Origin of the sequence: Streptomyces manipurensis (assembly GCF_049570255.1) — a bacterium.
In the GTDB taxonomy this organism is placed as follows: Bacteria; Actinomycetota; Actinomycetes; order Streptomycetales; family Streptomycetaceae; genus Streptomyces; species Streptomyces manipurensis.
Genome location: NZ_CP186950.1, coordinates 4,247,382 through 4,273,673 on the forward strand (window position 1 = coordinate 4,247,382; position 26,292 = coordinate 4,273,673).

The following is a 26,292-nucleotide window of genomic DNA, read 5'->3' on the forward strand; positions in this document are numbered from 1 at the left end:
GCGACCGGCACATGGACGCTGGGCTCAAGCGTGAGCTGGAGGAGAAGGTCCGCTCCGGCGAGCGGCTGACCCGGGAGGACGGCATCGCCCTCTACGAGTCGGACGACCTGGCCTGGCTCGGTGGCCTCGCCCACGAGGTGCGCACGCGCAAGAACGGTGACGTCGTCCACTTCAACGTCAACCGGCACCTCAACATGACGAACGTGTGCACCGCGTCGTGCGCGTACTGCTCGTTCCAGCGCAAGCCGGGCGAGAAGGACGCGTACACGATGCGCATCGAGGAGGCCGTGCGCCTGGCCAAGGCCATGGAGACGGACAACCTCACCGAGCTGCACATCGTCAACGGCCTGCACCCGAACCTGCCGTGGCGCTACTACCCGCGCTCGCTCTCCGAGCTGAAGAAGGCGCTGCCGAACGTCTCGCTGAAGGCGTTCACCGCGACGGAGATCCACCACTTCGAGACGATCTCCGGCATGTCGGCCTCCGACATCCTGGACGAGCTGATCGACGCCGGTCTGGAGTCCCTCACGGGCGGCGGTGCGGAGATCTTCGACTGGGAGGTCCGTCAGCACATCGTCGACCACCGCACCCACTGGGAGGACTGGTCGCGCATCCACCGGCTGGCGCACGCGAAGGGCCTCAAGACCCCGTCGACGATGCTCTACGGGCACATCGAGGAGCCGCGCCACCGCGTGGACCACGTGCTGCGGCTGCGCGAGCTCCAGGACGAGACCGGCGGCTTCCAGGTCTTCATCCCGCTGCGCTACCAGCACGACTTCGTGGACATGCAGGACGGCAAGGTGCGCAACAAGCTCCAGGCGCGCACCACGATGGCGACCGGCGCCGAGGCGCTGAAGACCTTCGCCGTCTCCCGGCTGCTCTTCGACAACGTGCCGCACGTCAAGGTGTTCTGGGTGATGCACGGCGTGCAGACGGCCCAGCTCGCCCTGCAGCACGGCGCGGACGACATGGACGGCTCGGTCGTCGAGTACAAGATCACGCACGACGCGGACAACTACGGCACCCCGAACAAGCTGGGGCGCGAGGACCTGCTGGAGCTGATCCGCGAGGCGGGCTTCCGCCCGGTCGAGCGCAACACCCGCTACGAGATCATCCGCGAGTACCCGGGCCCGGACGCGGGCCTGCGCGAGACGCCGCAGGCGATGCGCGTCTGACGCGGCGCCGGCTCCGGCCGGCCCCGTACGCGGTTTCGGACCCCGGCCCCGATGGGCCGGGGTCCGTTTTTTCTGGACCCGCAGATCGGGTAATGGTTAGTCTTGCTCTATGGCCCTTACCTTCACCGTGGACCCGGTCCTCGCCCCCTCCCTGCGCGAGGAACTCCTGCAGCTCTGGACCGACGTCACCAACGCGGCGGCGCGGTGGGCTTCGTGGCGCCTGTCACCCCCGACGACGTCCGCCCCGCGCTCGACGCGCAGCTCGCCGCCGTCGCCGGCGGGGGCACCCGGCTCGTCGTCGGACGCGACCGGGACGGCGCGGTCGCCGCGACCGCCTTCCTCGCCCGCAACACCCACCGGCTCCAGCTGCACTGGCTGTGGGCCTCCACGGTGATGGTCCACCCGCGCCTCCAGGGCGAGGGCCACGGGCGCGAGCTGATGGCCGCGACCGAGGCCGCCGCCCGCTCCCTCGACGGCATCGACGCGATCCGGCTCGGCTGCCGCGGCGGCCTCGGCCTGGAACGCTTCTACGCCTCCTGCGGCTACAAGGAGGTCGGCCGGGTCCCCGGCGCCATCCGGGTGGCCCCCGGCGACGACCGGGACGACGTCACGATGCTCCTGCCTCTGCACTGACGGCCCCGCCGCGCCGCCCGCCCCCGCACCCCGGCGGGGCGAGCAGGGTGACCGGCGTGCTTCACTGGACGGGCACCGCCCGACGGCGGGCGCCCCCGACGAACGACCACGACGAGAGAGAAGGGGTCACCGTGTCCCTCAAGCCGAGCGCAACGATCCGCTACACCGCGATGCGCCTGGGCATCTTCGTCGCATGCCTCGTCGTCGTCGCCGTCCTCGTCCGGATCGGCTGGGTGCCCTCCGGGCTCGGCGACGCCAACGCCGCCTGGGTCGTGCTGCTCGCGCTCGTCATCTCCGCCCCGCTCTCCTTCGTCCTGCTGCGCAAGGAGCGCGACCGGATGTCCGAGCAGATCTCCGGGCGCGTCGCGGGTGCGAAGGAGCGGCTCGCTGCGAACCGCAGCCAGGAGGACCGGGCGGACGACGCGGCCCGCTCCGCCTCGTAACGCACCAGTTGGGTTCATCACACATCGAACCGCCCCAGCACCGGGTAAACCGCCCGTAGCGCTGGGGCGGTCGCGTTTTCCGGGCGTGCGCAAGGGGGCGTGGTGCGCCGCTGTCTCAAAGCGCCCCTTTGAGATTCCCAAAGCAGAAGTGTTAGCGTGCTCAACATGTTGACCACAGCTGCGCACCCGATGATCACGAGCGTCCCGCTCGTGACGCGCCTGCACGTCGACCTCTGCCGCCGCGCGTCCGCGGCCTGTTGCTGTTGAGCTGAATCGATACAGCAGCGGTCCCGGCCGGGCCTCCCTGGCTGCCACCGCACCGCAACACCCCGCAGAACCACCCCCACTGTCTTCGTGCGCCACCTCCGGAGAGTGTCCGTGTCCGCGTCCCCCCAGGCCCCCGCCAAGGCCTCCTTCACCTTCCCGTTCTGGGCCCAGATCGTCGCCGGTCTCGCCCTCGGTGTCCTCTTCGGCTGGATAGCGCGCAGCCAGGACATCAGCTGGCTCGCCACCACCCTGGAGAAGACCGGCGACCTCTTCGTCCAGCTGCTCAAGCTGGCGATCGCCCCGCTCGTCTTCTTCGCGATCCTGGTGTCGATCACCAACCTGCGGAAGGTGAACAACGCCGCCCGCCTCGCCTCCCGCACCCTCCTCTGGTTCATGATCACCTCGCTGATCGCGGTCGGCATCGGCATCGCCATCGGCCTGCTGACCGACCCCGGCGCGGGCACCGGCCTCACCGCGGCCGACGGCAAGGAGCCCAAGAAGACCGGCTCCTGGATCGACTTCCTCACCGGCATCGTCCCGACGGACATCGTCACGCCGTTCACCGAGCTGAAGGTCCTCCAGATCGTCTTCCTCGCCGTCGTCGCCGGCATCGCCGCCCTCCAGCTCGGCGCCAAGGCCAAGCCGGTCCTCGACCTCGCCGAGTCCGCCCTGGAGCTCCTCCAGAAGGCCCTGTGGTGGGTCATCCGCCTCGCCCCGATCGGCACCATCGGCCTGATCGGCACCGCGATCGCCACCTACGGCTGGGACCTGATCGGCAAGTACGCCACCTTCACCGCCGACGTCTACATCGGCTGCGCCCTGGTGATGTTCGTCGTCTACCCGCTGCTGCTCGCGACGGTCGCCAAGGTCAGCCCGGTCCAGTTCTTCAAGGGCGCCTGGCCCGCCATCCAGCTGGCCTTCGTCTCCCGCTCCTCCGTCGGCACCATGCCGGTCACCCAGAAGGTCACCGAGCGCCTCGGCGTCCCGAAGGAGTACGCCTCCTTCGCCGTCCCGTTCGGCGCCACCACCAAGATGGACGGCTGCGCCGCGATCTACCCGGCACTCGCCGCGATCTTCATCGCGCAGATCTTCGACGTGCAGCTGGGCATCAAGGAGTACCTGCTCATCGTCTTCGTCTCGGTCATCGGCTCCGCCGCGACGGCCGGCCTCACGGGTGCCACCGTCATGCTGACGCTGACCCTCTCCACCCTGGGCCTCCCGCTCGCGGGCGTCGGCCTGCTGCTGGCGATCGACCCGATCCTGGACATGATGCGCACGGCCACCAACGTCGCGGGCCAGGCCCTCGTGCCGGTCATCGTCTCGGCCCGCGAGGGGATCCTGGACAAGGAGGCCTACGCGAACGCCTCGGCCTCCCCGCTCGACGAGGACGCCCGCACGCCCGAGCCGGTCGCCGTCGCCGCCTGACCCGGGCCGCCCCACCGCACGCGCCGCAGCCCCCGCCCCCGTCCGGGCGGGGGCTGCGGCGCGTACGCGGTCCGAAGGCCCGCCGGGACGTCAGACCGTCTGCCCGCGGAAGTGGGCGACCGTCGCCAGGAGCAGGGGCAGGGCGAACCACCAGCGGCTCAGGACGCGGCGGAACAGCGGGGTGATGGTGACGAGCAGCCCCAGCAGGCACAGGACCACCGAGCTCCCGGCCAGGAACCGGACGTCCTCCCGGATCCCGTCGTACGGGGCCTCCGGCTCCAGCGCCAGCGCCGCCCAGCAGAGCAGGACCGCCGGGGTGTAGAGGAGGAGCAGCGGGAGGACGAGGACCGCGCGGAGGCAGCCGCCGTCCCCGCCCGGACCGGCCGGCCGTACGGGTGGCCCTCCGGCCGGGTCGGTGTGTGCGCGGAGTCCGGTCATCGCATGGCGTCCCTTGCCCGGTCGAGGTCGTGTGCGAAGCGGTCGCCGTACCCCTGGGCCTTCGGCAGGTCCCAGTAGGGTCCGCCGTTGTAGCGCGCGGCGACCTCGCGCATCTGGGCCGGCGTCATCAGGTCGGCCGGCACGTCGGCGAGACCGCACTCCGCCTTGATCCGGGCCAGGAAACCGGCCGCGACGAAGGCGTTCTGCCGGGGGTCCTGGAGCGCCTCCTCCACCACGGCCCGCTGGCGGTCGGTGAGGTGGGCCGGATCGTAGCCGAGCACCTCGGCGCCGCGCCGCAGCTGCACCGCGAGGGGCCCGTACGAGGTCTCCTCGGGGCGGCCGCCGAGCCGCCAGGGGAGGTTCTCGGGGGCGACCGGGCTCAGCCCCCAGGGCGCCGCGGCCTGTTCGCGCAGGGCCCCGGTCACGTCGTCGAGGAAGCCGGGCTGGTATCCGCCGATCTCCTGCCAGGCCACGCCCGCGAGGAGGTCCTCGGGGAGGCCCGCGTGCAGGGCGGCCGCCCGCAGGAGCTCCTTGTTCCGCGCTATCCAGTCCGCCTGCATGGCGTCGGTGACCACGGGGGTCCAGTAGGTGTCGGCGGCGTCCGGCAGCGCCGCCACCCGCATCCGGACGTCGCGCAACTGCGGCGAGACCAGCACGTCGGGGCCGGCCGCGCCGTACGTCCCGGGTCCGGGGGCGGAGCCCGGCAGGCGGGTCAGCGGGCCGCCGCGTGCCTCCGCCCCCTCGGCGCGCAGCGCGGCCATCGCCGCGTACAGGTCCGGACGGCGCCCGGCGGCCCCGGTCCGGTAGTCCGGCAGCAGGGCGCGCGCCCGCCGCAGCGCGTGCACGCACACGGCGCGGGCCTCCTCCTCGACGGTCCTCGCCCGGTGGAAGTCGTCGCCCGCGCAGTCGTGGAGCCGGTCCGCCTCCTCCCGGATGTCGTCCACGTCCAGGGTGAGTTCGGCCAGGCCGTCGAGGAGGCCGGTGGTGGCCCGCATGTCCTCCCACCGGCGCATCGGCTCGGCGGCCTGCGCCGTACGGGTGACGGCGGTGCCCTTCGCGGCGATCAGCGCGGCGAGCGCCCGCTCCGAGCGCCTGCCGTTGTCGTAGTGGGACCGCGCGGTGGTGAGGGCCATGGCGTAGGCGTACAGGGCGGCGGCCGCCCGGTCGAAGCCCTCGGCCAGGTGGGTCACCAGCTGCCGGGCCTCGGCGAGCCGGCCGGTGTAGGTGCGGCTGCCCTCGCTCTGCCACTGCGTACGGGTCTCCGCGCGGCGGGCGGGCTCCGCGACCTCGACGAGCAGGTCGCGCAGCCTGCGGAACTCGTCCGCGTTGCGCTCGACCAGCGCGGGGCTGCACTCCGCCAGGAACGCGACGTCCTCGTGGTGGGCTTGGCCGTTCATCCGGCCTCGGGTCTCACGTAGGTCCCCTCGTCGACGACGCGGGCGAGGAAGGCCGCGGCGGTGTCGTCGTCGACCCGTGCGAAGTCGGTGCCGGTGGTCCGCAGGCGGGTGGCGAGACCGGCGAAGAGGGCGGCCGTGTCCTTCAGCCGCTCGTCGGCGGAGGCGGCGAAGCGCAGCACCTGGGCGGAGACCTCGGCGTGGGCGCGCGGGGCGCGTGCCATGGTGCTCGCGTCGCCGTCGGGGCGGCCCTCGTGGAGGAGGGCGGCGATCTCGACGAGGAGGTTGGCGTTGCCGTTGAGGGAGGGGGCGCCGACCAGCAGGCTCCCGGCGGGGCCGCCCTGGCCGCCGTGGGCCGCGGGTGCCTCGTGCTCCAGCCGGGCGACGGGCGACGGGCGGGCGAGGACGGCCCGTTTGTGTGCTGCCCATTCCGCGTCGAACGACATGTGCCCCCCGGTGGTCGCGCGCCCGGTCCACCGGACGACCGGACGGCCGGTGGTCATGTACAGGGCGATCTGGAACGGAGACGTCCGCGGGCGCCGGGACGGTTCCGCCGTGCCCGTGCTCGTGCCCGTGCCCGGGCCCGCCGGGTCCCGTGGAACCGCGACGCGGCGGGGGAGCGGCAAGGCGGTCCCGCAGGGGGGATCCGGGACGCCGGCCGGGTCGCGGCGCGCGGCGACCCGGCCCGCCCGGACATCAGAAGACCCCCGGAACCATCAGGAAGGACCGACCCACCCCACCCCACCGGAGGCCGCGTCGCTCGGTCGGGTGAATGGCGGCAACTCGGCTGGATTCGTGCCGGGTTGACGGGCATATGCTCGCCCCGACAGCCGCAGGAACCAAAGCGGCCCCCGACGGGACGGCAATCCCGGCGAGGGCCTGACCAACAAGGAACTAACCTTCCCCATGGCTTCTCAGAACCCTAGCGCGGCCACGCGCGAAACGCCCCGGCTTCGCTCCGGGACCGCCCGATCCGGTGTCATCCACGTCAACACGTGGCACACCCGCCGGTTCACGGTGGTCGGCAACCACCTGCTCCAGCACCCCGGCCTGTCGGCGATGGCGATCGGTCTCGCCGCCCACATCCAGTCGCTCCCGGAGGGCGCCCCGGTCGGCGTCAAGGTCCTCGCGGGCCGCTTCCCGGAGGGGGAGATCCGGATCGCCGCCGCCCTGCGCGAGCTGGAGCGGCACGGCTATCTGGAGCGGCGCCGCGAACGGCTGGCGTCCGGGCGGGTGGTGACCCGCACCTACTTCCACAACAAGCCGGGGGCCGCGACCCCGGACGAGGGCCCGGGACGCCCGCCCCGGGGCGGGCCCGAGGCCGGTGTCCCGGACCACCGCGCGGTCGGCCGGCCCGATGGCCCGGCGCCCGACGGCGCGGTGCTCGTGGGCGCGGTGGGCGATGCCGCGGCGTCCGGTGTGCCGGTGCTCGACGGCCCGGGCACCCCCGGTGTCGCCGGTGCCCCGCGTGTCCACCGCCCGCCGCCGGAGCCGCAGTTCGCCCCGGGTCCCGTTCCGCCGGCGCCCGCGTTCCCGCTCGCCGCGCCGGAAGCGGCGCCGCCGCACCCCGCCGCCGAGCTCCTCGCCGGGCTGCGCCGCCGCGACCCGCGGCTGCTGCTGGCCGAACGGGACGTGGCGCGGCTCGCCCGGGGCGTCGCGGCCTGGCTGGAGCGCGGGCTGGACGCTGAGGCGGTCGCCCGGGCCCTGTCCCGGGACCTGCCCGAACCGCTGCGGAATCCCGCGGGCGTGCTCGCGTACCGGCTCGGCGCGCTGCTCCCGCCGCGCCTGCCCCCGCTCCCCGGGCCGGCCGCCCGGCCCCACCCCGACCGGATCACGTACCCGATGCAGAACTGCGACGGCTGCGACCGCGGATTCCGCGCACCCGAGCCGGGCCGCTGCGGCGACTGTCCGCAGGTCGCGGCCTGAGGAGCCCCCGGGGCGGGGCTGCGGCGGCGGCGTGGAGCGTCCGTGAAGAAGGGGTCCGAGGGCTGGTCGGAAGGGGTTACCCCTCCGTAAATTACCGGCGGTAACAACTCGTGCCGAGCCGAGGAGCGCCGCCGTGGAAACCGTACCGAAGCTGGTGGAGCCCGTCAGGACCGTCGTCGACGGGGTGGTGCGCGAGGTGCGGGTCCCCGCGCTGGCGGCCGTCCCCGCGCACGGTTCCCTCGGGGACATCCCCTTCGAGAACGCGGCACAGGCCCCGGCCGAGGCGGTGCTCGCGCGCAAGGAGTCCGACGGGACCTGGCGTGACGTCACCGCCGCCGAGTTCGCCGCGGAGGTGCTCGCCGTCGCCAAGGGGCTGATCGCCGAAGGGCTGCGCGAGGGCGACCGGCTCGCCATCATGGCCCGCACGACCTACGAGTGGACCCTCCTGGACTTCGCCGGATGGGCCGCGGGCCTGGTCACCGTACCGATCTACCCCACCTCCTCCGCCCTCCAGGCCCGCTGGATCATCCAGGACTCCGGAGCCGTCGCCTGCGCCGTCGAGGACACCGCCCAGGCCCGCATCATCAGTGCCGAACGGGGCAACCTGCCCTGGCTGGCCCACCTCTGGGAGTTCGACACCGGGGCGATCGGGCGGCTGGTCCATGCGGGCCGGCACATCCCGGACGCGCTGGTGCACGCCCGGCGCGGCGCCCGCACCCCCGACTCCGTCGCCACCCTCATCTACACCTCGGGCACCACCGGACGGCCCAAGGGCTGCGTCATCACGCACGCCAACTTCTTCGCCGAGGTGGACAACGCGGTGGAGCTCCTGCACCCCGTCTTCAGATCCGTCAGCAGAGATCCCGCCTCCACCCTCCTCTTCCTGCCGCTCAGTCACGTCTTCGGCCGGATGGTCGCCATCGGCTGCCTGCGGGCCCGCGTCAAGCTCGGACACGCGCCCAGCATCGACACCGAGGACCTCCTCGCCGACCTCGCGGGCTTCCGTCCGACCTTCCTCCTCGCCATCCCCTACGTCCTGGAGAAGGTCTTCAACACCGCCCGCGCCACCGCCGAGAAGATGGGCCGGGCCGCCTCCTTCGACCGGGCCGCGCGCATCGCGCGCAGCATCGGCGAGAGCGTCGAGGGCAAGACGCCCGGCATCGGACTGCGCGCCGCGCGGGCCCTCTACGAGCCCCTCGTCTACCGGCGCATCCGGGCCGCGCTCGGCGGCCGCGTCCGCTACATCCTGAGCGGCGGTTCCCCCCTCGGGCGCCGCCTCGCCGCCTTCTACACCGGTGCCGGTGTCGAGGTCTTCGAGGGGTACGGGCTCACGGAGACGACCGGGGCCAGCACCGTGACCCCGCCGCTGCGGCCGCGGCTCGGGACGGTCGGCTGGCCGCTGCCGGGCACGGCGGTACGGATCGCTCCGGACGGCGAGGTGCTGCTGGGCGGGCGGCACGTCTTCGCCGGGTACTGGAACAGCGGGCAGGCCGTCCCGTACGGGAGCTGGCTGCCGACCGGGGACCTCGGGGAGCTCGACGCCGACGGGTACCTCACCATCACCGGCCGCAAGAAGGACGTGATCATCACCTCCGGCGGCAAGAACGTCGCGCCGGCCCCGCTGGAGGACTGGCTGCGGGCCCATCCCCTGGTCGGGCAGTGCATGGTGGTCGGCGACAACCGGCCCTACGTCGCCGCGCTGATCACCCTGGAGCCGGACGGCCTGATGCACTGGCGCCAGATGCACAAGAAGCAGGGCGTGCCGATCCGCGAGCTGATCCGGGACGAGGAGCTGCGGGCCGACCTCCAGCGGGCGGTGGACGAGGCGAACCGGCTGGTGTCGCGGGCCGAGTCGATCCGCCGGTTCGCCGTCCTGCCGGGGGACTTCACGCAGGCCCGGGGTCATCTGACGCCCTCGTTGAAGCTGCGGCGGGGAGCGATCGCCCGCGACTACGCCGACCGCATCGACGAGCTGTACCGCGGCCCCCGCGAGGGCTGACCGCCCGCCCCGGCCACCGGCTCCCGGCCGCCCGCCGCGGCCCGAGGCGCCCCCCGGTGGGGTTGCCCGGGGGGCGAGGGGGGACCCTGCAAGGGGAGAGGGGGTGCGATGAGCGGTGTCGTACGCACGGCGGTGCGGGGCGCGGCCGGAGCCGGGGCGCTGGTCACCCTGGCCGTGGCGGGCTGGCTCGTCTGGGCGGTCGCCGGGCCGCAGACGGCCGCGATGCTCGGCGTGGGGCCCGTCGACGGGGTCATCCGGGTCGGCCGGTGCTACGAGGCCGTCGACGTCGAGGGCTACACGACCGGCACCGACTGCGAGGGCTCCTACCTCCCGAGAACGGGCGGCGGGCCGTCGCGCGACATCGTGCTGGACACCGCCGCCGACACCTACCGTCCCGGTACGGAGGTGGAGGTCAGGACGGCGCGCGGCAGGGCCTACGAACTGTCCGGCACCGCGGTGTTCGACTCCGGCACCGGCATCGGCCTGCTGCTGGTGCCGTTCCTGACGCTGGCGGCCTGGCTCTCCGCCTGCGTCCGCCGCGGCCGGGCCGTGAGCGGAGACGGGTACTTCCTGGCGGCCCTCGCCGGACTGGTGGCCGTCATGGTGCTGGCCGCACTGGCCGGACTCCTGGTGGGCGCCGCCCTCATGGTCTTCTGACCCGGTCCTCCGACCGGCCCTCTGGTGGAGGTTCGCCCTCCGCTTCTCGCCCTCAAAGGCGGATGACATCGGCCGGAAGTCGATGGATGATGACCGTGTCCGCGCGGTGCGCGTGCGCCCGACTGACGCTGGGGGAACAGAACGTCTACCAGTCGTGCGGCGCCGCGGCCTTCGCGGCTTCACCTCACCTCTGGCTTGAAGGAAACCCTTCTGGTGCGTCCCACCCGTGCGACGGCCCTGCTGACCGCAGGTCTCGTCACCCTTCTCGGCGCCCCGGCGGCTGCGGCCGCCGGCAGTGCCGACACCCTGTTCGTGAACAACCGGACCGGCTGCTCCGACGCCGGACCCGGCACGCAGGCCGTTCCCTACTGCACGATCGCGGCCGCCGCCGCGGTCGTCGCGCCCGGTCAGACCGTACGGGTCGTGTCGGGCATCCCGTACAAGGAGGGGCTGACGGTCAACCGCTCCGGCGAGCCGGGCAAGCCCATCACCTTCATGGCCGACGGGCCCGCGAACGCCACGTGGCGGTTGGGCCCGGACAAGGACCTCGTCGTCGACGGCGCCTCGCACGTGGTGATCCGCGGCCTGAGCACCGACGGCGCGGCCCGCGTCACCCGCTCCTCCCACGTGGAACTCGACCGCATTTCCGTGGCCCGTGACAGCGATTCCCTCGTCGTCGGCGCGGGGGCCGAGGACGTGCGCGTCAGCCGCAGCACGCTCTACGGCGTACGCGTCGAGGGAGGCGCCGCCCGCACGGTGGTCAGCCACAACGTGATCTACGGGGACCAGGACGCGGCCGTCGCCGCCGTGGACGCCCCCGGCACGGTCGTCACCAACAACTCGGTCTACCTCAACTGCGTCGCGGCGGTCTCGCTCGCCGGCGGCTCGGCCGGTTCAGCGCTGTTCAACAACGTGATCAGCGACCTGGCGCCCACCAAGTGCACCACGCCCGGACGGCGCGTCGGCCTGTCCGTGGCGTCGAGCGCCACCCCCGGCACCCGCGCCGACCACAACCTGATCGCCGGCACCGGCCGCGCCGACCACGTCGCCTACGACTGGGCCGGCACCGCCCACGCGGACCGGGACGCCTTCCACGCCGCGACCGGGCAGGGTGCCCGGGACATCGTCCTCGCCTCCACCGCCACGGTCGCCGCGCAGTCCGTCGACTCGGCCGACGCGACCGCGCCGGGCGTGCTCCCCACCGACTCGCGGGGCTACCCGGTCGTCGACGACCTGCGCGTGCCCAACACCGGCAAGGACGGCGGGTACCTCGACCGGGGCGCCCGCGAGGGCCAGAACTGGCTGGAGAGCATCACGGCCGAACTGGATCAGCCCTGGGCGCCGGTCGGCACCCCGGTGAAGGCGACCGCCACGGCGGTCAGCGCCTGGGCCGGCCCCCTCACCTACACCTACGACTTCGGTGACGGGTCCGCCCCGGTCGTCACCAAGGAGCGCACCGCGACGCACGCCTACCGCTCGCCGTGCGAGTGCACGGTCAAGGTGTCCGCGCAGAACGAGGCCGGCCAGACGCTCACCACCCAGCAGACGGCCCGGGCGGCCGCGGCCGGCCCGCTCGCCGCCGCCTTCACCTCCCGGCCGTTCCTGCCGAGCGCCCAGGACCCGAAGGCGCTCGTGCTCCCGCTGACGGTCGAGGTCGACCCGCGCACCACCGCCGCCCCGTGGCCGGTCCGGCAGCTGGACGTGGACTTCGGCGACGGCACCAAGGAGACCTTCTCCGCGCTGGAGCCCGTCCGGCACACCTACCGGCAGCCGGGCGACCACAAGGTGACGGTGACCCTCAAGGACGTCAAGGGAGCCACCTCCACCACCACCGGGACGGTGCGGGCGGCCTACACCCCGGCGGGCTACCTGCCCGTCGCGCCGCAGCGCGTCCTCGACACCCGCACCGGCAACGCCCCCGTGCAGGCCGGCACCCCCGCCCTGCTGAACCTGCCGGTCCACTACTACAGCTCGGGCGTCAGCCACACCGCCGGGGCGAGCGCGGTCGTGCTGAACGTGACCGTCACCGGCACCACCGAGGACACCCACCTCAACGTCTGGCCCACCGGCCAGCAGCGTCCGGCGACCTCGAACGTGAACGTCCGCGCGGGCGCCACCTCCTCCAACACCGTCACCGTCCCCGTCGGGGCCGACGGCAAGGTCTCCGCCCAGCTCAACTCCGGCCGCGGGCACCTCGTCGTCGACTTCGTCGGCTACTACCAGCCCAACGCCGGCGAGCGGTTCAGCCCGACCCCGCCGAGGCGGGCCGTCGACACCCGCACCACGGGCGGCGCGCTGGGCGCCGGCCAGACCCGGACCGTGAAGGTCGCGGGCGTGGGCCTGGTCCCCCCGGACGCCACCGCGGTCGCGCTCAACCTGACCTCCACCGGCGCCACGACCGACACGCACGTCATCGCCTACCCCCAGGCGGACCGCCGGCCCGGCAGCTCCCACCTCAACCCGGAGCCCGGCAAGGACAAGTCCAACCAGGTCATCGTGCCGGTCGGCCCGGACGGCACCATCACCCTCTACAACAACGCCGGATCCACCCACCTCGTCGTGGACACCGTCGGCTACTACCGGAGCCTGGCCGACGGCCGCTTCGTCCCCTCGGTGCCCCAGCGGCTCGCCGACACCCGCACCACGGGCAAGCTGGACCCCGGCGCCACGGCCACCGTCACCGGCCTGCCCGCGGACGCCATCGGCGCGGCGCTGAACGTCACCGCGACCGACACCACCGCGCCGGGATTCCTGACGGTGTACGGATCCGGCGCGCTGCGCCCGGAGGCGAGCAGCCTCAACACCCGTCCCGGTGAAACCGTCCCGAACCACGTCATCACCCCCGTCGGCGACGGCAAGGTGAGCATCTGGAACAGCTGGGGCGGCAGCAACCACGTGATCACCGACCTGTCGGGCTACTTCGTCAACGGCTAGCACCCGCCGCGGAACCCGCACCCGTACCGGAGCCCCGGACGCCGCACACGACGGCGGCCGGGGCTCCGGCCGTTCGACGATCGGGCTCCGGTACGGACGAAAGAGGGCGGCAGCGGGGCAAACGGGGCGCACCGCAGGGCCCGTTGTGCGTTCGGTCGTGGGGACGCGGTGAAGCCGAGACGAATGGTGCGTCACAACTGCCGGGGGGACGGCGAGTCGGGTCCGAATACCTGATAGACAGTGGATATTCACGGCCGGACCGGCCGTACGACCTGAACGGCTCCTTGGGGGGATCGCCGCACTGTGAAGCCGCTTCACCGCCACATCGTCAACACCTCGCGCAAGGTCCTGTGCACGGCCGCGCTCGCGGCCAGCCTGACCACTGCCGCGGTCGTGTCCACTCCGGGGACCGCCGACGCGGGGGAGTCCGAACCGACCCCGGACAGCCCGCAGGCCACCGACCGCGGTGACGCCCGGCTGGACCTGCCCGACATCGTGGCGGACCCGCCGCCGGCCGCCGGCGCGGGCGCCCCGGAGGGGGCCAGCGGCATACCCGCGACCGCCCTCGACGCCTACAACCGGGCCGAGGTGTCGGTGGCCGCGGCCCTCCCCGGCTGCAAGCTGCCCTGGCAGCTCCTCGCGGGCATCGGCCGCGTGGAGTCCGTCCACGCGTCCGGCTACGGGCTCAAGGCCGACGGGTACACCGAGAAGCCGATCCGCGGCCCCCGCCTCGACGGCAACGGCTTCGCGGAGATCCGCGACACCGACCGCGGCGAGTTCGACGCGGACGTCGTCTACGACCGCGCCGTGGGCCCGATGCAGTTCATCCCCTCCACGTGGGCCACGTGGGGCGCCGACGGCAACGGCGACTCCAAGCGCGACCCGAACAACATCTACGACGCGGCCCTGGGCGCCGGCCTCTACCTGTGCGCGGGCGACCGGGACCTGTCGAACCCCGCCAAGCTGGACGCGGCGATCCTCAGCTACAACAACTCCCGCGAGTACGTGAACACCGTGCTCGGCTACATGCGCCAGTACCAGCACGGCGGCGCCGTCGAGGTGGCGAACCCGCCCGTCGGGAACTACCCGCCGCAGCAGACGGGCACCCTGCCCAGCCCGTCGCCCACCCCGGTGGGCGGGCAGGCGGGCACGCCGACCCACACGCCGAAGCCGAAGCCGAAGCCGACGCCCACGCCGACGCCCACGCCGACTCCGACCCCCACGCCGACGCCCACCCCGTCCAAGCCGGCGACGCCGCACCTGGCCGAGCTCACCGTGCTCGGCGGCCCGGGTCTCACGGCCGAGGCCGGGGCGGCCTTCACCGAGGTCCCGCGGGTCAAGGTGGTCCTCAGCGACGGCAAGCCCGCGGTCGGCCAGGAGGTCGTCTTCGCGGTCGAGGAGGACACCACCGGAACCCTCTTCGGCACGGAGAAGTCCCTGGTCGTCAAGACGGCCGCCGACGGCACCGCCGCCGCCCCCGGGCTGAAGGCGGGCAGCCGGGCGGGCACGTTCACGCTGCGCGCCGCCGCCTACGACACCACCAGCCGGCTCTCCGTGAACTTCACGGGCAAGGTCACCGCGCCGGTCGCCGACCTGCTGTCCCGGCCCGAGGGCTCCAAGCCGCTCACCGTCGTCGCCGGCGGCAGCCTGAAGGACGTCGAGGTCCGTGCCACGGCCAAGGGCAAGCCGGTCGCGGTGACCGGTGCCTCCATCGGCCTCGGCGAGGAGCGGGGCAGCATCTGGGTGCCGGCCGACCCCGCGACCGCGAAGGGCCCGTACTTCAAGGACGCGGCCGGGAAGAAGGTCTTCGGCCTGAAGCTGGCCGAGACCGCGGCCGACGGCCGGATCATCCTGCCGGAGCTGTTCACGGACACCGGCCTCGCCCCCGGCCCGTACACCTTCCGTCTCGTCACCCCGGACGGCGTGACCCTGATCCTGAAGGTCGAGGTGACCGCTCCGGCCGCCACCCCGGCCCCGGAGACGGACACCCCGAAGTAGCCCGACACGCATACGCCCGGGGCCCGCACCGTGTGACGGTGCGGGCCCCGGGCGTATGCGCCCCCCCCGCCGGGAGCCGGCCCGGGAGGGGAAAGGCAGGAGCCCCGCCGCTCTGCTCGCGCAGAGGGGACGGGGCTCCTTGGGTACTGCTATCCAACCGCGATGAGGTTGGCCCAGGCGATTAGGCCGGGGTGACGTTCTCCGCCTGCGGGCCCTTCGGACCCTGCGTGACGTCGAAGTTCACCGTCTGGTTCTCCTCCAGGGAGCGGAAGCCAGAGGCGTTGATCGCGGAGTAGTGGACGAAGACATCCGGGCCGCCGCCGTCCTGGGCGATGAAGCCGAAGCCCTTTTCAGCGTTGAACCACTTCACGGTTCCGGTAGCCATGAGCCCTCCTATGGGCCAAAGGGTCGCCCTGCTCCAGAACCTGCTAAGAAGTCTGAAAACTACAAAAGCCTGCGGGTCACATTCTCCGCAGGCCTCGTACTGCAAGGGAAACCAAACTGCAACTTGCGTCGAGCCTAGCACGCACCCCGCGGCGGAGACCAGAGGGAAAGATCACGTCACCCGGACGTTTGAGACCCGCCGCAAGGCTGACGCCGACCCGGGGACTAGTCTCGCGATGTGGACGTCTACCGCAGCCGGCCCCGCGTCGGCCACATTCAGTTCCTGAACTGCCTGCCCCTCTACTGGGGGCTCGCCAGAACCGGCACGCTGCTGGACCTGGAGCTGACCAAGGACACCCCGGAGAAGCTCAGCCGGAGACTGGTCGACGGCGAGCTCGACATCGCCCCGATCACGCTCGTGGAATTCCTCCGCAACGCCGACCGGCTCGTCGCCTTCCCCGATCTCGCGGTCGGCTGCGACGGCCCCGTCATGTCCTGCGTGATCGTCTCGCAGGTCCCGCTGGACCGGCTCGACGGAGCCCGCGTCGCCCTCGGCTCGACCTCCCGCACGTCCGTGCGCCTGGCCCAGCTGCTGCTCGCCGAGCAGTACGGCGTCCGGCCCGACTACTACACCTGCCCGCCCGACCTGGGCGTGATGATGCAGGAGGCCGACGCGGCCGTGCTCATCGGCGACGCCGCGCTGCGCGCCTCGCTGCACGACGCGCCCCGGCTCGGGCTCACCGTGTACGACCTCGGGCAGATGTGGAAGGAGTGGACCGGGCTGCCGTTCGTCTTCGCCGTCTGGGCCGCCCGCAAGGACTACCTCGCCCGTGAGCCGGCCGTCGTGCAGAAGGTCCACGAGGCCTTCCTCGCCTCCCGCGACCTCTCTCTGGAGGAGGTCACCAAGGTCGCCGAACAGGCGGCCCGCTGGGAGGCCTTCGACGCCGCGCTGCTGGAGCGGTACTTCACGACGCTCGACTTCCGCTTCGGACCCGATCAGCTGGCCGGCGTACGGGAATTCGCGCGCCGTACCGGACCGACGACGGGCTATCCCGCGGATGTGGCCGTGGAGCTGCTGGGGGCCGCGGTGCTGGAGGGGTGATCGGTTTACCGGGAGGTGGATCCAAAGGGCCCGCACGGTGAATGACCGGTTTCCCGGGAATTCCCGATGATTCCGCATTCCTCCGCCCTGGAACGGAAAATGTAAAAGGGGTACGGAGCGCCTCCCGTCACCCTCCTGCCCCTAGGGTGCTGTTCGGACGGGTGTCACAAGGTGCCCGGGAGCACGGGGAATTGGGGGACACCATGCATCCGCTGGAAGCCGGTGAGCCGCGGACGATCGGCGCGTACCGGCTGCTCGGCCGGCTCGGCGCGGGTGGCATGGGGCGGGTCTACCTCGGGCGCAGCGCGGGCGGCCGGACCGTCGCCGTCAAGATCGTCCACCCGCACTTCGCCTCCGACGAGGAATTCCGGGCCCGTTTCCGCCGCGAGGTGGCGGCGGCCCGCCGGGTCGGCGGGGAGTGGACCGCGCCGGTGCTGGACGCCGACCCCGACGCCCCGGTGCCGTGGGTGGCCACCGGGTATGTGGCCGGGCCCTCCCTGGACCGCGCGGTCGCCTCGTACGGGCCGCTGCCCGAGGTCTCGGTGCGGGCCGTCGGCGCGGGCCTGGCGCGCGCCCTGGTGGCCGTGCACGGCCTCGGCCTCGTGCACCGGGACGTGAAGCCGTCCAACGTGATGCTCACCCTCGACGGGCCGCGGCTGATCGACTTCGGGATCGCCCGGGCCTCGGACAGCACCGCCTCGCTCACCTCCACCGGTGTCTCCGTCGGCTCCCCCGGCTACATGGCGCCCGAGCAGATCCTCGGCAAGGGCGTCACCGAGGCGGCCGACGTGTTCTCGCTGGGCGCGGTACTGGCCTTCGCGGCCACCGGGCAGCCCCCCTTCACCGGGGACAACTCGGCCACCCTCCTCTACAAGGTGGTGCACGAACCCCCCGAGCTCGGGGCGCTCCCCGCCGGGGAGCTGCGCGGGCTCATCGAGTCCTGCCTGGCCAAGACCGCCGCCGACCGGCCGGCCCCCGGGGAGGTCGCGGCAGCCCTCGGCCGGGCGCTCGGCGCCCCCGGCTGGCTTCCCGCGCCCCTGGTCGAGGAGGCCAGCCGGGCCGCGGTCGCCCTGCTGGACCTGGACGCCGACGCCCCCGCGGCCGGACCGGCCCCCGCCGCGGCCCCGGCCCCCGCCGCGGCCGCTCCGGAGGCGGCCTCGGGCCCGGTCCCGTTCACCGCCGGGTCGTACGCCCCCGCCGCGGGCGGCTTCGGCGCACCGGACCCCTCGTACGGGCAGCCGGGCACCGGCGGCCCCTACGGCCCGCCGACGCACGACGAGGGCGGCCCCGGCCCCGCCGGCGGCGGCGGGGTGCCGCAGCCCCGGACCGCCCCCGGAGGACGGCAGGTGAGCCTGCGGGCCGCGGGCCGCCGGTTCAGCTGCACCCTCGTCCTGGCCGCGGCCGCCGTGCTCGCCGTGGTGTCCGGCGGGATCTACTGGCTGGACCTGCTGCCCGGGCAGCGCGGCGGGCAACGAGACCTGGCCGACTCCGGGGGACGGCCCTCCGCCTCGGCGCCCGCCGCGGCCGGATCGGCCTCGTCGGCCCCGGCCGCCACCCCCGGCGGTAACGCCTCCGGTTCCGCGGCGCCCCAGGGCACCCGCGGCGAGGTGCCCAAGGAGCTCATCGGCACGTGGAAGGGCACGGTCACCACCGCCCGGTTCGGGCTCTCCATGGAGTTCGAGATCACCATCAAGGCCGGCCGGGTCGGTGAGGTCGTCGGCCGCGACGCGCCCGTGGCGGCCGTCCTCGGCGCCGACTGCAGCGGCGACTGGAAGCTGGCCTCGGCCACCGACCGTTCCGTGGTTCTGGACACCGCGGGCGGCACCAACCCGGCTCCCGGGATCTGCTCGAACGGCTCCGCCGACGAGCGCTTCACCCTCAACGCCGACGGGACGCTGCACTACAAGTCGGGTGACGGCCCGGCCGGGAACCCCGAGGGAGACCTCACCCGCAGCCCCTGAAACCCGCCGCCGGCCCCTGGCGTAGGCTGGCTCGGTCCGGACCTTGACACAGACACACCGCCGAAAGGTGACTCCCGGTGACCGACCAGGCCGTTCTCCAGTCTGTCCTCGACCGCGCCGCAGCGGGGGGCCGGATCACCCAGGAAGAGGCGCTCGACCTCTACCGCCACGCGCCGCTGCACGCGCTCGGCCAGGCGGCCGACGCGGTGCGCCGCCGCCGCTACGCCGGCACCGAGCACATCGCGACGTACATCATCGAGCGCAACATCAACTACACCAACGTCTGTGTCACGGCGTGCAAGTTCTGCGCCTTCTACGCGGCCCCCAAGGACGCCAAGAAGGGCTGGTCCCGCGACCTCGACGACATCCTGCGCCGCTGCGCGGAGACCGTCGAGCTCGGCGGCACGCAGATCATGTTCCAGGGCGGGCACCACCCGGACTACGGCGTCGAGTACTACGAGCACCACTTCTCCGCCATCAAGAAGGCCTTCCCGCAGCTGGTCATCCACTCCCTCGGCGCGTCCGAGGTCGAGCACATGGCCCGCATCTCCGGAGTGAGCGCGGAGGAGGCCATCCAGCGCATCCACGCCGCCGGCCTCGACTCCTTCGCGGGCGCCGGCGCCGAGCTGCTGCCGGCCCGGCCGCGCAAGGCCATCGCCCCGCTGAAGGAGTCCGGCGAGCGCTGGCTGGAGATCATGGAGATCGCCCACGAGCTGGGCGTGGAGTCCACCTCCACCATGCTGATGGGCACCGGCGAGACCAACGCCGAGCGCATCGAGCACATCGCGATGATCCGGGACACGCAGGACCGCACGGGCGGCTTCCGCGCGTTCATCCCGTACACCTACCAGCCCGAGAACAACCACCTCAAGGGCCGCACCCAGGCGACGATCTTCGAGTACCTGCGCATGATCGCCATCGCGCGCCTGTTCCTCGACAACATCGCCCACATCCAGGGCTCCTGGCTGACCGTGGGCAAGGAGGCGGGCCAGCTCTCGCTGCACTACGGCGCGGACGACCTCGGCTCGATCATGCTGGAGGAGAACGTCGTCTCCTCGGCCGGTGCCAAGCACCGCTCCAACCGCCAGGAGATCATCGACCTGATCCGCAAGGCGGGCCGCACCCCGGCGCAGCGCGCCACGACGTACGAGCACCTGCTGGTGCACGACGACCCGGCGAACGACCCGGTCGACGAGCGCGTGGTCTCGCACATCTCCTCCACCGCGCTCGAAGGCGGCACGGCGCACCCCGAGCTGAAGCTCATCTCCGCCAACTGACCGCGCCCCGCGATGCTCACGCTGCACACGGCCGAACTCCTCGTCCCCGGGCCGGGAGCCGCCGCGCTGCCCGGCGGCGCCGTCCTCGTCGAGGGGGACCGGATCGCCCGCACCGGCCCGTACGAGGAGGTCTTCTCGGCGTACCCGCACGCCCGGGTCCGGCGCTGGCCCGGCGTGCTCACGCCGGGGCTGCTGGTGCGCGGCGCGGACGAGCTGCTGGAGCGGACGTACTACCCGGACGACCCGTACGAGACCACCGAGCTCGGCGCGGACCCGATCAGCGGGCCGGAGGCGCTGGAGGCGCTGAAGATGACCGAGCCGCGCTGGGGGCACAGCGCCCGGCGCGGTACGCAGCGGCTGCTGGCGCGCGGGGTGGTGGCCGTGTGCGGGCGCTTCACGGTCGGGGCGGTGCGCACGGCCGTCTCCCGTTCGGGCCTGACCATCCTGCCGCCCGCTCCCTACGAGGGGCGGCCGGACCTGGATCCCCTCGCCGGGCGGAAGACGGCCGCGGAGGCCTTCCACGGGATCCTGGAGCCGGGCGCGCTCGCCCGCTTCGCGGTGTTCGCGGCGGCCGACGAGGCCGAGCTGCTGGAGCGGGGATCGGCCACCTGCGTGGCCACGGTCATCGGGGGACGGCTGCTGCACCGCCGTCGCTGAGGTCCGGCGCCGTCGGATCCCCGCAGGTCCGGTCGTCCGGTGCCGGGGCGGCGTCCGGGGTCCCGTCGCCCGGGGTCCGGGGGCCGGGGATCCAGGCCCCGGTGGCGCCTCCGCCCGGCCGGGCGCTCTCGCGGGCCAGGGCGGCCAGCAGGCAGGCCTGGAGGCGGCTGATCCCGCCCAGCTTGGCGCGTATGTTCACGACGTGGAACTTGACCGTGCTGACGGACAGCTGGAGCTCCAGGGCGAGTTCCCGGTTGGAGGCCCCGGTGGCCAGACACAGGAACACCGCGGACTCCTGCTCGGTCAGCAGGGCCTCGGCCGGGTGCTCCCCGCCCGGTCCCGGCGGGCCGTCCTCGTCGTCGTAGGCGGGGAACCACGCAGGGACGCTGAAGCTGACGACGCGCACGGTTTCCACTCCTCGATGCCCCCCGGTCGGCCCCTGCGGGGGCCGGCCTTTCCCTAGAGGACGGGTGGACCCGACAGATAGGTTCCGTTCTCGTCGAACGGCCAGGCGTTGGACTTGCAGCCGAGCAGACCCTTGATCTGCTGCATCATCGCAGGAGCCGGCTTTCCGGGGCCCGGGCAGCTCTCGTGGTTGCGGCCCAGTTCGTGCCCGACCTCGTGGTTGACGATCAGTGCCCGGTACTCCTCCGGGGTGCCGTTGAACTGGGGCGACCCCTCTTTCCAGCGCTTGAGGTTCACCACGACGGTGTGGCCGGCCCGGCAGTTGGTCTCGCCGATCAGCTCGGGGGTGACGACCTCGCACAGCCGGTCCGTCGTCGCGGGCGTCGCGATCTTCACGGTGAAGTCCACGGGCTGGCCCGCCCCCACCAGCTGGAAGCCGTACGCAGGGTCCCTGGTCCAGCCGCGCGGGTCCCCGAGGATCGCCTCGACCGAGCGGGCGGCCGACTCGGGATCGACGCCGCTGCCCTCCTCGACCTCGATCCGCCACCGCCGCGCGGGCCCCTTGCCCTGCGGGCCGCCGGCGACGGTCGACGCCGTGAACACCCCGGGCCGGGCGGGCGTCGCCGGCGCCGCGGGGGAGGAGCTGGGGGAGCCGGAGGGCTGCGGGGAGGGGGCGGCCGCGGACTTCTGGGCCTCGGGGGACTTCGCGCCGCCCTGCGGGACCGGGTTCCCCGCGGCGTCGGTGTCGCCGTCGCCGGGCTCGGGCGAGGCCGTCTTCCGGGCCTTGGCCGTCGTGGTCGTGCCGTCCTCGGGCAGCAGGGCGTAGGCGGTCGCCGAGGCCGCGACCAGCGCGGCCGAGCCCAGGAGGATGGTGCGCCGCAGCCGTCTGCGCCGCTCGGCCCTGCGTCTGGCGCGCGGGCCGGTGCTGCGGGAACGACCGGTGGAATGGCCTGCCGGCATCAAGAAGCCCTCTGTTCGCGGCGGCCACTGCCGGAACCGCCACGACTCGGGTGCTGATCCGGAGGGTGACCCTCACCGGGCCGCACCCTGGCAGTCAACGCGTCGGCGGGCACGGGCCGTAACTGGCCTTCGGAACAGTTCTACGCTCCGGTACGGCTCCGCCACGGCGCGGCACCGCGGAGCCCGCGACGGGACGGGCCGGACGGCCTGAGAGGATGGGGACCCATCCGCCGGAACGCACGCACACCGAGGGGCGAACGCCAGTGACAAGGGCCTCCCTGGACAAGCAGCCGCACGAAGTCGCCTCCATGTTCGACAGGGTCGCGGCCAACTACGACCTCACCAACGACGTGCTCTCCCTCGGCCAGGACCGGGTCTGGCGCAAGGCAGCGGCCAGGGCGGTCGACGCCCGTCCCGGGCAGAAGGTCCTCGACCTGGCCGCGGGCACCGCGACCTCCTCGCTGCCCTACGCCGCGACCGGTGCGTACGTGGTCCCCTGCGACTTCTCCCTCGGCATGCTCGCGGAGGGCAAGAAGAAGCACTCCTGGCTGCCGCTGACCGCCGGCGACGCGACCCGGCTGCCGTTCCGCGACGACGTCTTCGACACCGTCACGATCTCCTTCGGGCTGCGCAACGTCCAGGACACCGAAGCGGCACTGCGCGAGATGTACCGGGTGACCAAGCCGGGCGGCCAGGTCGTCATCTCCGAGTTCTCCCAGCCCACCTGGGCGCCCTTCCGGACCGTCTACACCGAGTACCTGATGCGCGCCCTGCCGCCCGTGGCCCGCGCCGTCTCCTCGAACCCCGACGCGTACGTGTACCTCGCCGAGTCCATCCGCGCCTGGCCCGACCAGCCCGCCCTGGCCGCGCTGCTGCAGAAGGCCGGCTGGTCCCGGGTCGCGTGGCGCAACCTGAGCGGCGGCATCGTCGCCCTGCACCGGGGCATCAAGGACTGACCACCGTGCCTGACGTCGCTCCCACGGACTACGGGCCCCTGCTGAAGCAGATCGCGGCCGACATCGCCCCGCTGATCGGCAGCGGCACCCCGGCCGAGTACATCCCGGCACTCGCCGCCGTGGACCGGCGCCGGTTCGGCATGGCCGTCGCCGACCTCGAAGGCAACGTCTTCGGGGTGGGCGACTGGCAGGTGCCCTTCTCCGCCCAGTCGATCACCAAGGTGTTCGCGCTCGCCCTGGCGCTGGCCGAGGGCGGCGACAGCCTGTGGGAGCGGGTCGGCCGGGAGCCCTCCGGCAACCCGTTCAACTCGCTCGTGCAGCTGGAGTACGAAAACGGCATCCCGCGCAATCCGTTCATCAACGCGGGCGCCCTGGTCGTCACCGACCGGCTGCAGACCCTGACCGGCGACGCGAGCAGCGAACTGCTGGAGTTCCTGCGGCAGGAGAGCCAGAACCCGGACATAGGCTTCGACGCCGAGGTCGCCGCGTCCGAGCAGGAGCACGGCGACCGCAACGCGGCCGTCGCCCACTTCATGGCCTCGTACGGGAACATCGACAACCCGGTGCCCGCGCTGCTGGAGCACTACTTCTGGCAGTGCTCGATCGAGATGACCTGCGCGGACCTGGCCCGTGCCGGGCGCTTCCTCGCCCGCCACGGGCTGCGGGCCGACGGCTCGCGGCTGCTGACCCGCAGCGAGGCGAAGCAGATCAACGCCGTGATGCTGACCTGCGGGACGTACGACGCGGCGGGCGAGTTCGCCTACCGCGTCGGGCTGCCCGGCAAGAGCGGGGTGGGCGGCGGCATCGTCGCCGTCGTGCCCGGCCAGTGCACCCTGGCCGTGTGGAGTCCCGGCCTGGACGCCCGGGGCAACTCGGTGGCGGGCGTGGCCGCCCTCGACCGCTTCACCACCCTGACGGGCCTGTCCGTCTTCTGACGCGCCGTACGGGGCGTGCGGGCCGGGGAGTTCCCGGCCCGGACCCCGGACCCCGCACGGCGCGCCCGCGGCCGTCAGCGGGTGCGCAGGTCCAGGGCGTAGCGCAGCCCCGGGTTGCCGCGCGGCGAGGTGAACTCCTCGGCCAGGGTCATTCCCAGGCGCTCGGCCACCGCCACCGAACGCGCGTTCCGGGCGTCGATCATCGCCACCACGTGCGGGACCCCGGCCTCCCTGACCCGCTCCAGCGTGGCCAGGGCGGCGGCGTGGGCGTACCCGCGGCCCCAGGCGGGGCGGGCCAGCCGCCAGCCGATCTCGATCTCCCCGACCGGACCCCAGTCCTCCCGCGGCCACGGCTGGGCGCCGGTGAAGCCGATCACGGCGCCCTCCTCGTCCAGCACGGTCCACAGGCAGTAGCCGAGCCGGGCGTCGTGCAGGCGCTGGCGCGCGGTGAACTCCTCGTACAGGGACAGTTCGGCCGGGCCGCCCAGGAACTCCATGACGTCCGGGTCGTCGAAGGCCCGGTGCCAGGCGTGGGCGTCCTCGTCCGTCGGTACGCGCAGCTGCGCGGCGGGGAGCGGCCGGGTCGGCGAGGTGGTCATCGGAGGCACCCTTCGGATCGCGATCTCTCTCGCTGCATAGACTGCACATGTCCGGTGCCGCCTGGCACCCTATATCGAGCCTTCGGGAGACCCCGCAGTGACCGAGCTCCTTTCCGAACACTCCGCGGACGTGATCGTCGTCGGGGCAGGGCCTGCCGGCTCGACCACCGCCTACTACCTCGCCAAGGCCGGATTGGACGTCCTGCTCCTGGAGAAGACGGCGTTCCCCCGCGAGAAGGTCTGCGGCGACGGACTGACCCCGCGCGCCACCAAGCAGCTGGTCGCGATGGGCATCGACATCTCCGAAGAGGCCGGCTGGCTGCGCAACAAGGGCCTGCGGATCATCGGCGGCGGACAGCGCCTGCAGCTGGACTGGCCGGAACTCGCCTCCTACCCGGAGTACGGACTCGTCCGCAAGCGTGACGACTTCGACGAGATCCTGGCCCGCCAGGCGCAGAAGGCCGGCGCCCGCCTGTACGAGCGCTGCAACGTCGGCGAGCCCGTCCGCGACGCCCGTACCGGCCGCATCACCGGCGTGCAGGCGAAGCTGGGCGAGGAGAAGACCCCGGTCACCTTCCACGCCCCGCTGGTCGTCGCCGCCGACGGCAACTCCTCCCGGCTGTCGCTGGCGATGGGCCTGCACCGCCGCGAGGACCGCCCGATGGGCGTCGCCGTGCGCACGTACTTCACCTCCCCGCGCCACGACGACGACTACCTGGAGTCCTGGCTGGAGCTGTGGGACCGGCGAGGCCAGGAGGACCGGCTGCTGCCCGGCTACGGCTGGATCTTCGGCATGGGCGACGGCACCTCCAACGTCGGCCTCGGCATCCTCAACTCCTCGTCCGCCTTCAAGGAGCTGGACTGGCGCGAGGTCCTCAAGGCCTGGTGCGCCTCGATGCCGGAGGACTGGGGCTACACCCCGGAGAACATGACGCAGCCGATCCGCGGCGCGGCCCTGCCGATGGCCTTCAACCGGCAGCCGCACTACACCAAGGGCCTGCTGCTGGTCGGCGACGCGGGCGGTCTCGTCAACCCGTTCAACGGCGAGGGCATCGCGTACGCGATGGAGTCGGGCCAGATCGCGGCCGACGTCATCGTGCAGGCGCAGGCCCGATCCACCCCGGCGCAGCGCGAGCTGGCCCTGCACAACTACCCGAAGGTGCTCAAGGAGACCTACGGCGGCTACTACACGCTGGGCCGCGCCTTCGTGAAGCTGATCGGCAACCCGAAGGTCATGAAGGTGGCGACGCAGCGCGGCCTGACGCACCCGCTACTGATGAAGTTCACGCTGAAGATGCTGGCGAACCTGACCGACCCGACGGGCGGCGACGCGATGGACCGCATCATCAACGGCCTCTCCAAGGTGGCCCCGAAGGCCTGACGGGCCTCCACCACCCGGTCCGCGGACGGCGGCCCCGGCCCCGTGCTCAGTCCCGCGGGCCGGGGCCGTCGCCGTGCACCGTGCGCACGCAGCGGGCGAGCAGCGCCAGCCCGCCCAGCAGGAGCACGGCCGAGACGGTCCAGCCGGCCCCCAGCACCAGGGCGCTGCCCGGCTTCTGCCAGGGCCGGACGGTGGTCAGCACCCAGCCGCCGACGGCGAGCAGCGCGAGCCCGAGGGCGCCCCGGACCGCGGTCGGGTCGCCGGCGCCGCGGTGTTCGTACGGCGGTGTGCCCACGAGACCACTACCTCCAGGGTCGGACGCTCGACGGACTGCGGCGCCATCCTCTCAGGGCGCCGGGCCCGCTCGCGAACGGCAGGGGGCCGCT

23 protein-coding genes and 1 pseudogene are annotated in these 26,292 nt (G+C 73.2%); 16 read left to right on the forward strand and 8 right to left on the reverse strand.

Going from position 1 to position 26,292, the window contains the following annotated elements; all coding sequences use genetic code 11:
• Positions 1 to 11 precede the first annotated feature (11 nt).
• From mqnE to ACPU2J_RS19735, 4 genes and pseudogenes are all read left to right on the forward strand, one after another.
• Positions 12 to 1,175, forward strand: coding sequence for an aminofutalosine synthase MqnE (gene mqnE, locus ACPU2J_RS19720; protein ID WP_423833734.1), 1,164 nt, complete (start codon positions 12 to 14; stop codon positions 1,173 to 1,175).
• A gap of 109 nt (positions 1,176 to 1,284) precedes the next feature.
• A pseudogene (locus ACPU2J_RS19725) lies at positions 1,285 to 1,808 on the forward strand (N-acetyltransferase family protein).
• Positions 1,809 to 1,864: 56 nt separating this feature from the next.
• Positions 1,865 to 2,251 (forward strand): DUF4229 domain-containing protein, encoded by a 387-nt coding sequence (locus ACPU2J_RS19730; protein ID WP_420079957.1) that lies wholly within the window; start codon positions 1,865 to 1,867, stop codon positions 2,249 to 2,251.
• A gap of 378 nt (positions 2,252 to 2,629) precedes the next feature.
• A complete protein-coding gene (locus ACPU2J_RS19735) occupies positions 2,630 to 3,943 on the forward strand; it encodes a dicarboxylate/amino acid:cation symporter (RefSeq protein ID WP_389070792.1) in 1,314 nt (437 codons plus the stop codon).
• A gap of 90 nt (positions 3,944 to 4,033) precedes the next feature.
• Here the strand turns inward: ACPU2J_RS19735 and ACPU2J_RS19740 are convergent, their stop codons facing one another.
• From ACPU2J_RS19740 to ACPU2J_RS19750, 3 genes are read right to left on the reverse strand one after another with little or no spacing between them, the layout of a single operon-like run.
• A complete protein-coding gene (locus tag ACPU2J_RS19740; RefSeq protein WP_423833735.1) occupies positions 4,034 to 4,381 on the reverse strand; it encodes a hypothetical protein in 348 nt (115 codons plus the stop codon).
• On the reverse strand, positions 4,378 to 5,778 hold the full coding sequence (locus tag ACPU2J_RS19745; protein WP_423833736.1) for a hypothetical protein: 1,401 nt from the start codon (positions 5,776 to 5,778) through the stop codon (positions 4,378 to 4,380). The genes ACPU2J_RS19740 and ACPU2J_RS19745 overlap by 4 nt, the downstream gene beginning before the upstream one ends.
• On the reverse strand, positions 5,775 to 6,278 hold the full coding sequence (locus ACPU2J_RS19750) for a hypothetical protein (protein WP_423833737.1): 504 nt from the start codon (positions 6,276 to 6,278) through the stop codon (positions 5,775 to 5,777). The genes ACPU2J_RS19745 and ACPU2J_RS19750 overlap by 4 nt, the downstream gene beginning before the upstream one ends.
• A gap of 403 nt (positions 6,279 to 6,681) precedes the next feature.
• On the opposite strand from ACPU2J_RS19750, the gene ACPU2J_RS19755 reads away from it, so the two are divergent.
• The 5 genes from ACPU2J_RS19755 (at position 6,682) to ACPU2J_RS19775 (ending at position 15,289) form a co-directional block, all read left to right on the forward strand.
• Positions 6,682 to 7,701: a helix-turn-helix domain-containing protein gene (locus ACPU2J_RS19755; protein ID WP_423833738.1), complete on the forward strand. Its 1,020-nt coding sequence runs from the start codon at positions 6,682 to 6,684 to the stop codon at positions 7,699 to 7,701.
• Between the two features lie 133 nt (positions 7,702 to 7,834).
• Positions 7,835 to 9,700: an AMP-dependent synthetase/ligase gene (locus tag ACPU2J_RS19760; protein WP_423833739.1), complete on the forward strand. Its 1,866-nt coding sequence runs from the start codon at positions 7,835 to 7,837 to the stop codon at positions 9,698 to 9,700.
• 108 nt (positions 9,701 to 9,808) lie between these two features.
• Positions 9,809 to 10,357 (forward strand): hypothetical protein, encoded by a 549-nt coding sequence (locus ACPU2J_RS19765; RefSeq protein WP_399821112.1) that lies wholly within the window; start codon positions 9,809 to 9,811, stop codon positions 10,355 to 10,357.
• Positions 10,358 to 10,570: 213 nt separating this feature from the next.
• Positions 10,571 to 13,291, forward strand: coding sequence for a PKD domain-containing protein (locus tag ACPU2J_RS19770; protein WP_423833740.1), 2,721 nt, complete (start codon positions 10,571 to 10,573; stop codon positions 13,289 to 13,291).
• Positions 13,292 to 13,594: 303 nt separating this feature from the next.
• Complete coding sequence (locus ACPU2J_RS19775; RefSeq protein ID WP_423833741.1) at positions 13,595 to 15,289, forward strand: lytic transglycosylase domain-containing protein; 1,695 nt, start codon at positions 13,595 to 13,597, stop codon at positions 15,287 to 15,289.
• A gap of 181 nt (positions 15,290 to 15,470) precedes the next feature.
• Here the strand turns inward: ACPU2J_RS19775 and ACPU2J_RS19780 are convergent, their stop codons facing one another.
• Complete coding sequence (locus ACPU2J_RS19780; protein ID WP_030012116.1) at positions 15,471 to 15,674, reverse strand: cold-shock protein; 204 nt, start codon at positions 15,672 to 15,674, stop codon at positions 15,471 to 15,473.
• Positions 15,675 to 15,911: 237 nt separating this feature from the next.
• On the opposite strand from ACPU2J_RS19780, the gene ACPU2J_RS19785 reads away from it, so the two are divergent.
• The 4 genes from ACPU2J_RS19785 (at position 15,912) to ACPU2J_RS19800 (ending at position 20,670) form a co-directional block, all read left to right on the forward strand.
• A complete protein-coding gene (locus ACPU2J_RS19785) occupies positions 15,912 to 16,775 on the forward strand; it encodes a menaquinone biosynthetic enzyme MqnA/MqnD family protein (RefSeq protein WP_361591255.1) in 864 nt (287 codons plus the stop codon).
• 203 nt (positions 16,776 to 16,978) lie between these two features.
• The gene (locus ACPU2J_RS19790; protein ID WP_423833742.1) at positions 16,979 to 18,736 is read left to right on the forward strand and encodes a serine/threonine-protein kinase; all 1,758 of its coding nucleotides are present in this window, start codon (positions 16,979 to 16,981) and stop codon (positions 18,734 to 18,736) included.
• 77 nt (positions 18,737 to 18,813) lie between these two features.
• Positions 18,814 to 20,013, forward strand: coding sequence for a cyclic dehypoxanthinyl futalosine synthase (gene mqnC / locus ACPU2J_RS19795; protein WP_361591251.1), 1,200 nt, complete (start codon positions 18,814 to 18,816; stop codon positions 20,011 to 20,013).
• Between the two features lie 12 nt (positions 20,014 to 20,025).
• Positions 20,026 to 20,670 (forward strand): imidazolonepropionase-like domain-containing protein, encoded by a 645-nt coding sequence (locus tag ACPU2J_RS19800; RefSeq protein WP_420079948.1) that lies wholly within the window; start codon positions 20,026 to 20,028, stop codon positions 20,668 to 20,670.
• Here the strand turns inward: ACPU2J_RS19800 and ACPU2J_RS19805 are convergent.
• On the reverse strand, positions 20,636 to 21,076 hold the full coding sequence (locus ACPU2J_RS19805; RefSeq protein ID WP_420079947.1) for a response regulator transcription factor: 441 nt from the start codon (positions 21,074 to 21,076) through the stop codon (positions 20,636 to 20,638). The two genes, ACPU2J_RS19800 and ACPU2J_RS19805, sit on opposite strands and share 35 nt — an antisense overlap.
• 53 nt (positions 21,077 to 21,129) lie before the next feature.
• On the reverse strand, positions 21,130 to 22,035 hold the full coding sequence (locus tag ACPU2J_RS19810) for a DUF3152 domain-containing protein (protein ID WP_420079946.1): 906 nt from the start codon (positions 22,033 to 22,035) through the stop codon (positions 21,130 to 21,132).
• A gap of 263 nt (positions 22,036 to 22,298) precedes the next feature.
• On the opposite strand from ACPU2J_RS19810, the gene ACPU2J_RS19815 reads away from it, so the two are divergent.
• A complete protein-coding gene (locus ACPU2J_RS19815; protein WP_361591245.1) occupies positions 22,299 to 22,991 on the forward strand; it encodes a demethylmenaquinone methyltransferase in 693 nt (230 codons plus the stop codon).
• 5 nt (positions 22,992 to 22,996) lie between these two features.
• Positions 22,997 to 23,926: a glutaminase gene (locus ACPU2J_RS19820; protein ID WP_361591243.1), complete on the forward strand. Its 930-nt coding sequence runs from the start codon at positions 22,997 to 22,999 to the stop codon at positions 23,924 to 23,926.
• A 74-nt stretch (positions 23,927 to 24,000) separates the two neighbouring features.
• Here the strand turns inward: ACPU2J_RS19820 and ACPU2J_RS19825 are convergent, their stop codons facing one another.
• Positions 24,001 to 24,525, reverse strand: a complete 525-nt coding sequence (locus tag ACPU2J_RS19825) for a GNAT family N-acetyltransferase (protein WP_361591241.1) — start codon at positions 24,523 to 24,525, stop codon at positions 24,001 to 24,003.
• A 97-nt stretch (positions 24,526 to 24,622) separates the two neighbouring features.
• Here ACPU2J_RS19825 and ACPU2J_RS19830 point away from each other — a divergent pair, with 97 nt between their 5' ends.
• The gene (locus tag ACPU2J_RS19830; protein ID WP_420079944.1) at positions 24,623 to 25,906 is read left to right on the forward strand and encodes a geranylgeranyl reductase family protein; all 1,284 of its coding nucleotides are present in this window, start codon (positions 24,623 to 24,625) and stop codon (positions 25,904 to 25,906) included.
• Positions 25,907 to 25,952: 46 nt separating this feature from the next.
• On the opposite strand, the gene ACPU2J_RS19835 is transcribed toward ACPU2J_RS19830, so the two are convergent.
• Positions 25,953 to 26,201, reverse strand: a complete 249-nt coding sequence (locus ACPU2J_RS19835) for a hypothetical protein (protein ID WP_365140227.1) — start codon at positions 26,199 to 26,201, stop codon at positions 25,953 to 25,955.
• Positions 26,202 to 26,292: the final 91 nt, after the last annotated feature.

Coding starts and splice junctions, on each gene's coding strand:
- ACPU2J_RS19740 (WP_423833735.1), bottom strand. CDS start 4,381: ATGACCGGACTCCGCGCACACACCGACCCGGCCGGAGGGCCACCCGTA.
- ACPU2J_RS19825 (WP_361591241.1), bottom strand. CDS start 24,525: ATGACCACCTCGCCGACCCGGCCGCTCCCCGCCGCGCAGCTGCGCGTA.
- ACPU2J_RS19780 (WP_030012116.1), bottom strand. CDS start 15,674: ATGGCTACCGGAACCGTGAAGTGGTTCAACGCTGAAAAGGGCTTCGGC.
- ACPU2J_RS19800 (WP_420079948.1), top strand. CDS start 20,026: ATGCTCACGCTGCACACGGCCGAACTCCTCGTCCCCGGGCCGGGAGCC.
- ACPU2J_RS19755 (WP_423833738.1), top strand. CDS start 6,682: ATGGCTTCTCAGAACCCTAGCGCGGCCACGCGCGAAACGCCCCGGCTT.
- ACPU2J_RS19810 (WP_420079946.1), bottom strand. CDS start 22,035: ATGCCGGCAGGCCATTCCACCGGTCGTTCCCGCAGCACCGGCCCGCGC.
- ACPU2J_RS19790 (WP_423833742.1), top strand. CDS start 16,979: ATGCATCCGCTGGAAGCCGGTGAGCCGCGGACGATCGGCGCGTACCGG.
- ACPU2J_RS19745 (WP_423833736.1), bottom strand. CDS start 5,778: ATGAACGGCCAAGCCCACCACGAGGACGTCGCGTTCCTGGCGGAGTGC.
- ACPU2J_RS19750 (WP_423833737.1), bottom strand. CDS start 6,278: ATGACCACCGGCCGTCCGGTCGTCCGGTGGACCGGGCGCGCGACCACC.
- ACPU2J_RS19765 (WP_399821112.1), top strand. CDS start 9,809: ATGAGCGGTGTCGTACGCACGGCGGTGCGGGGCGCGGCCGGAGCCGGG.
- mqnE (WP_423833734.1), top strand. CDS start 12: ATGGACGCTGGGCTCAAGCGTGAGCTGGAGGAGAAGGTCCGCTCCGGC.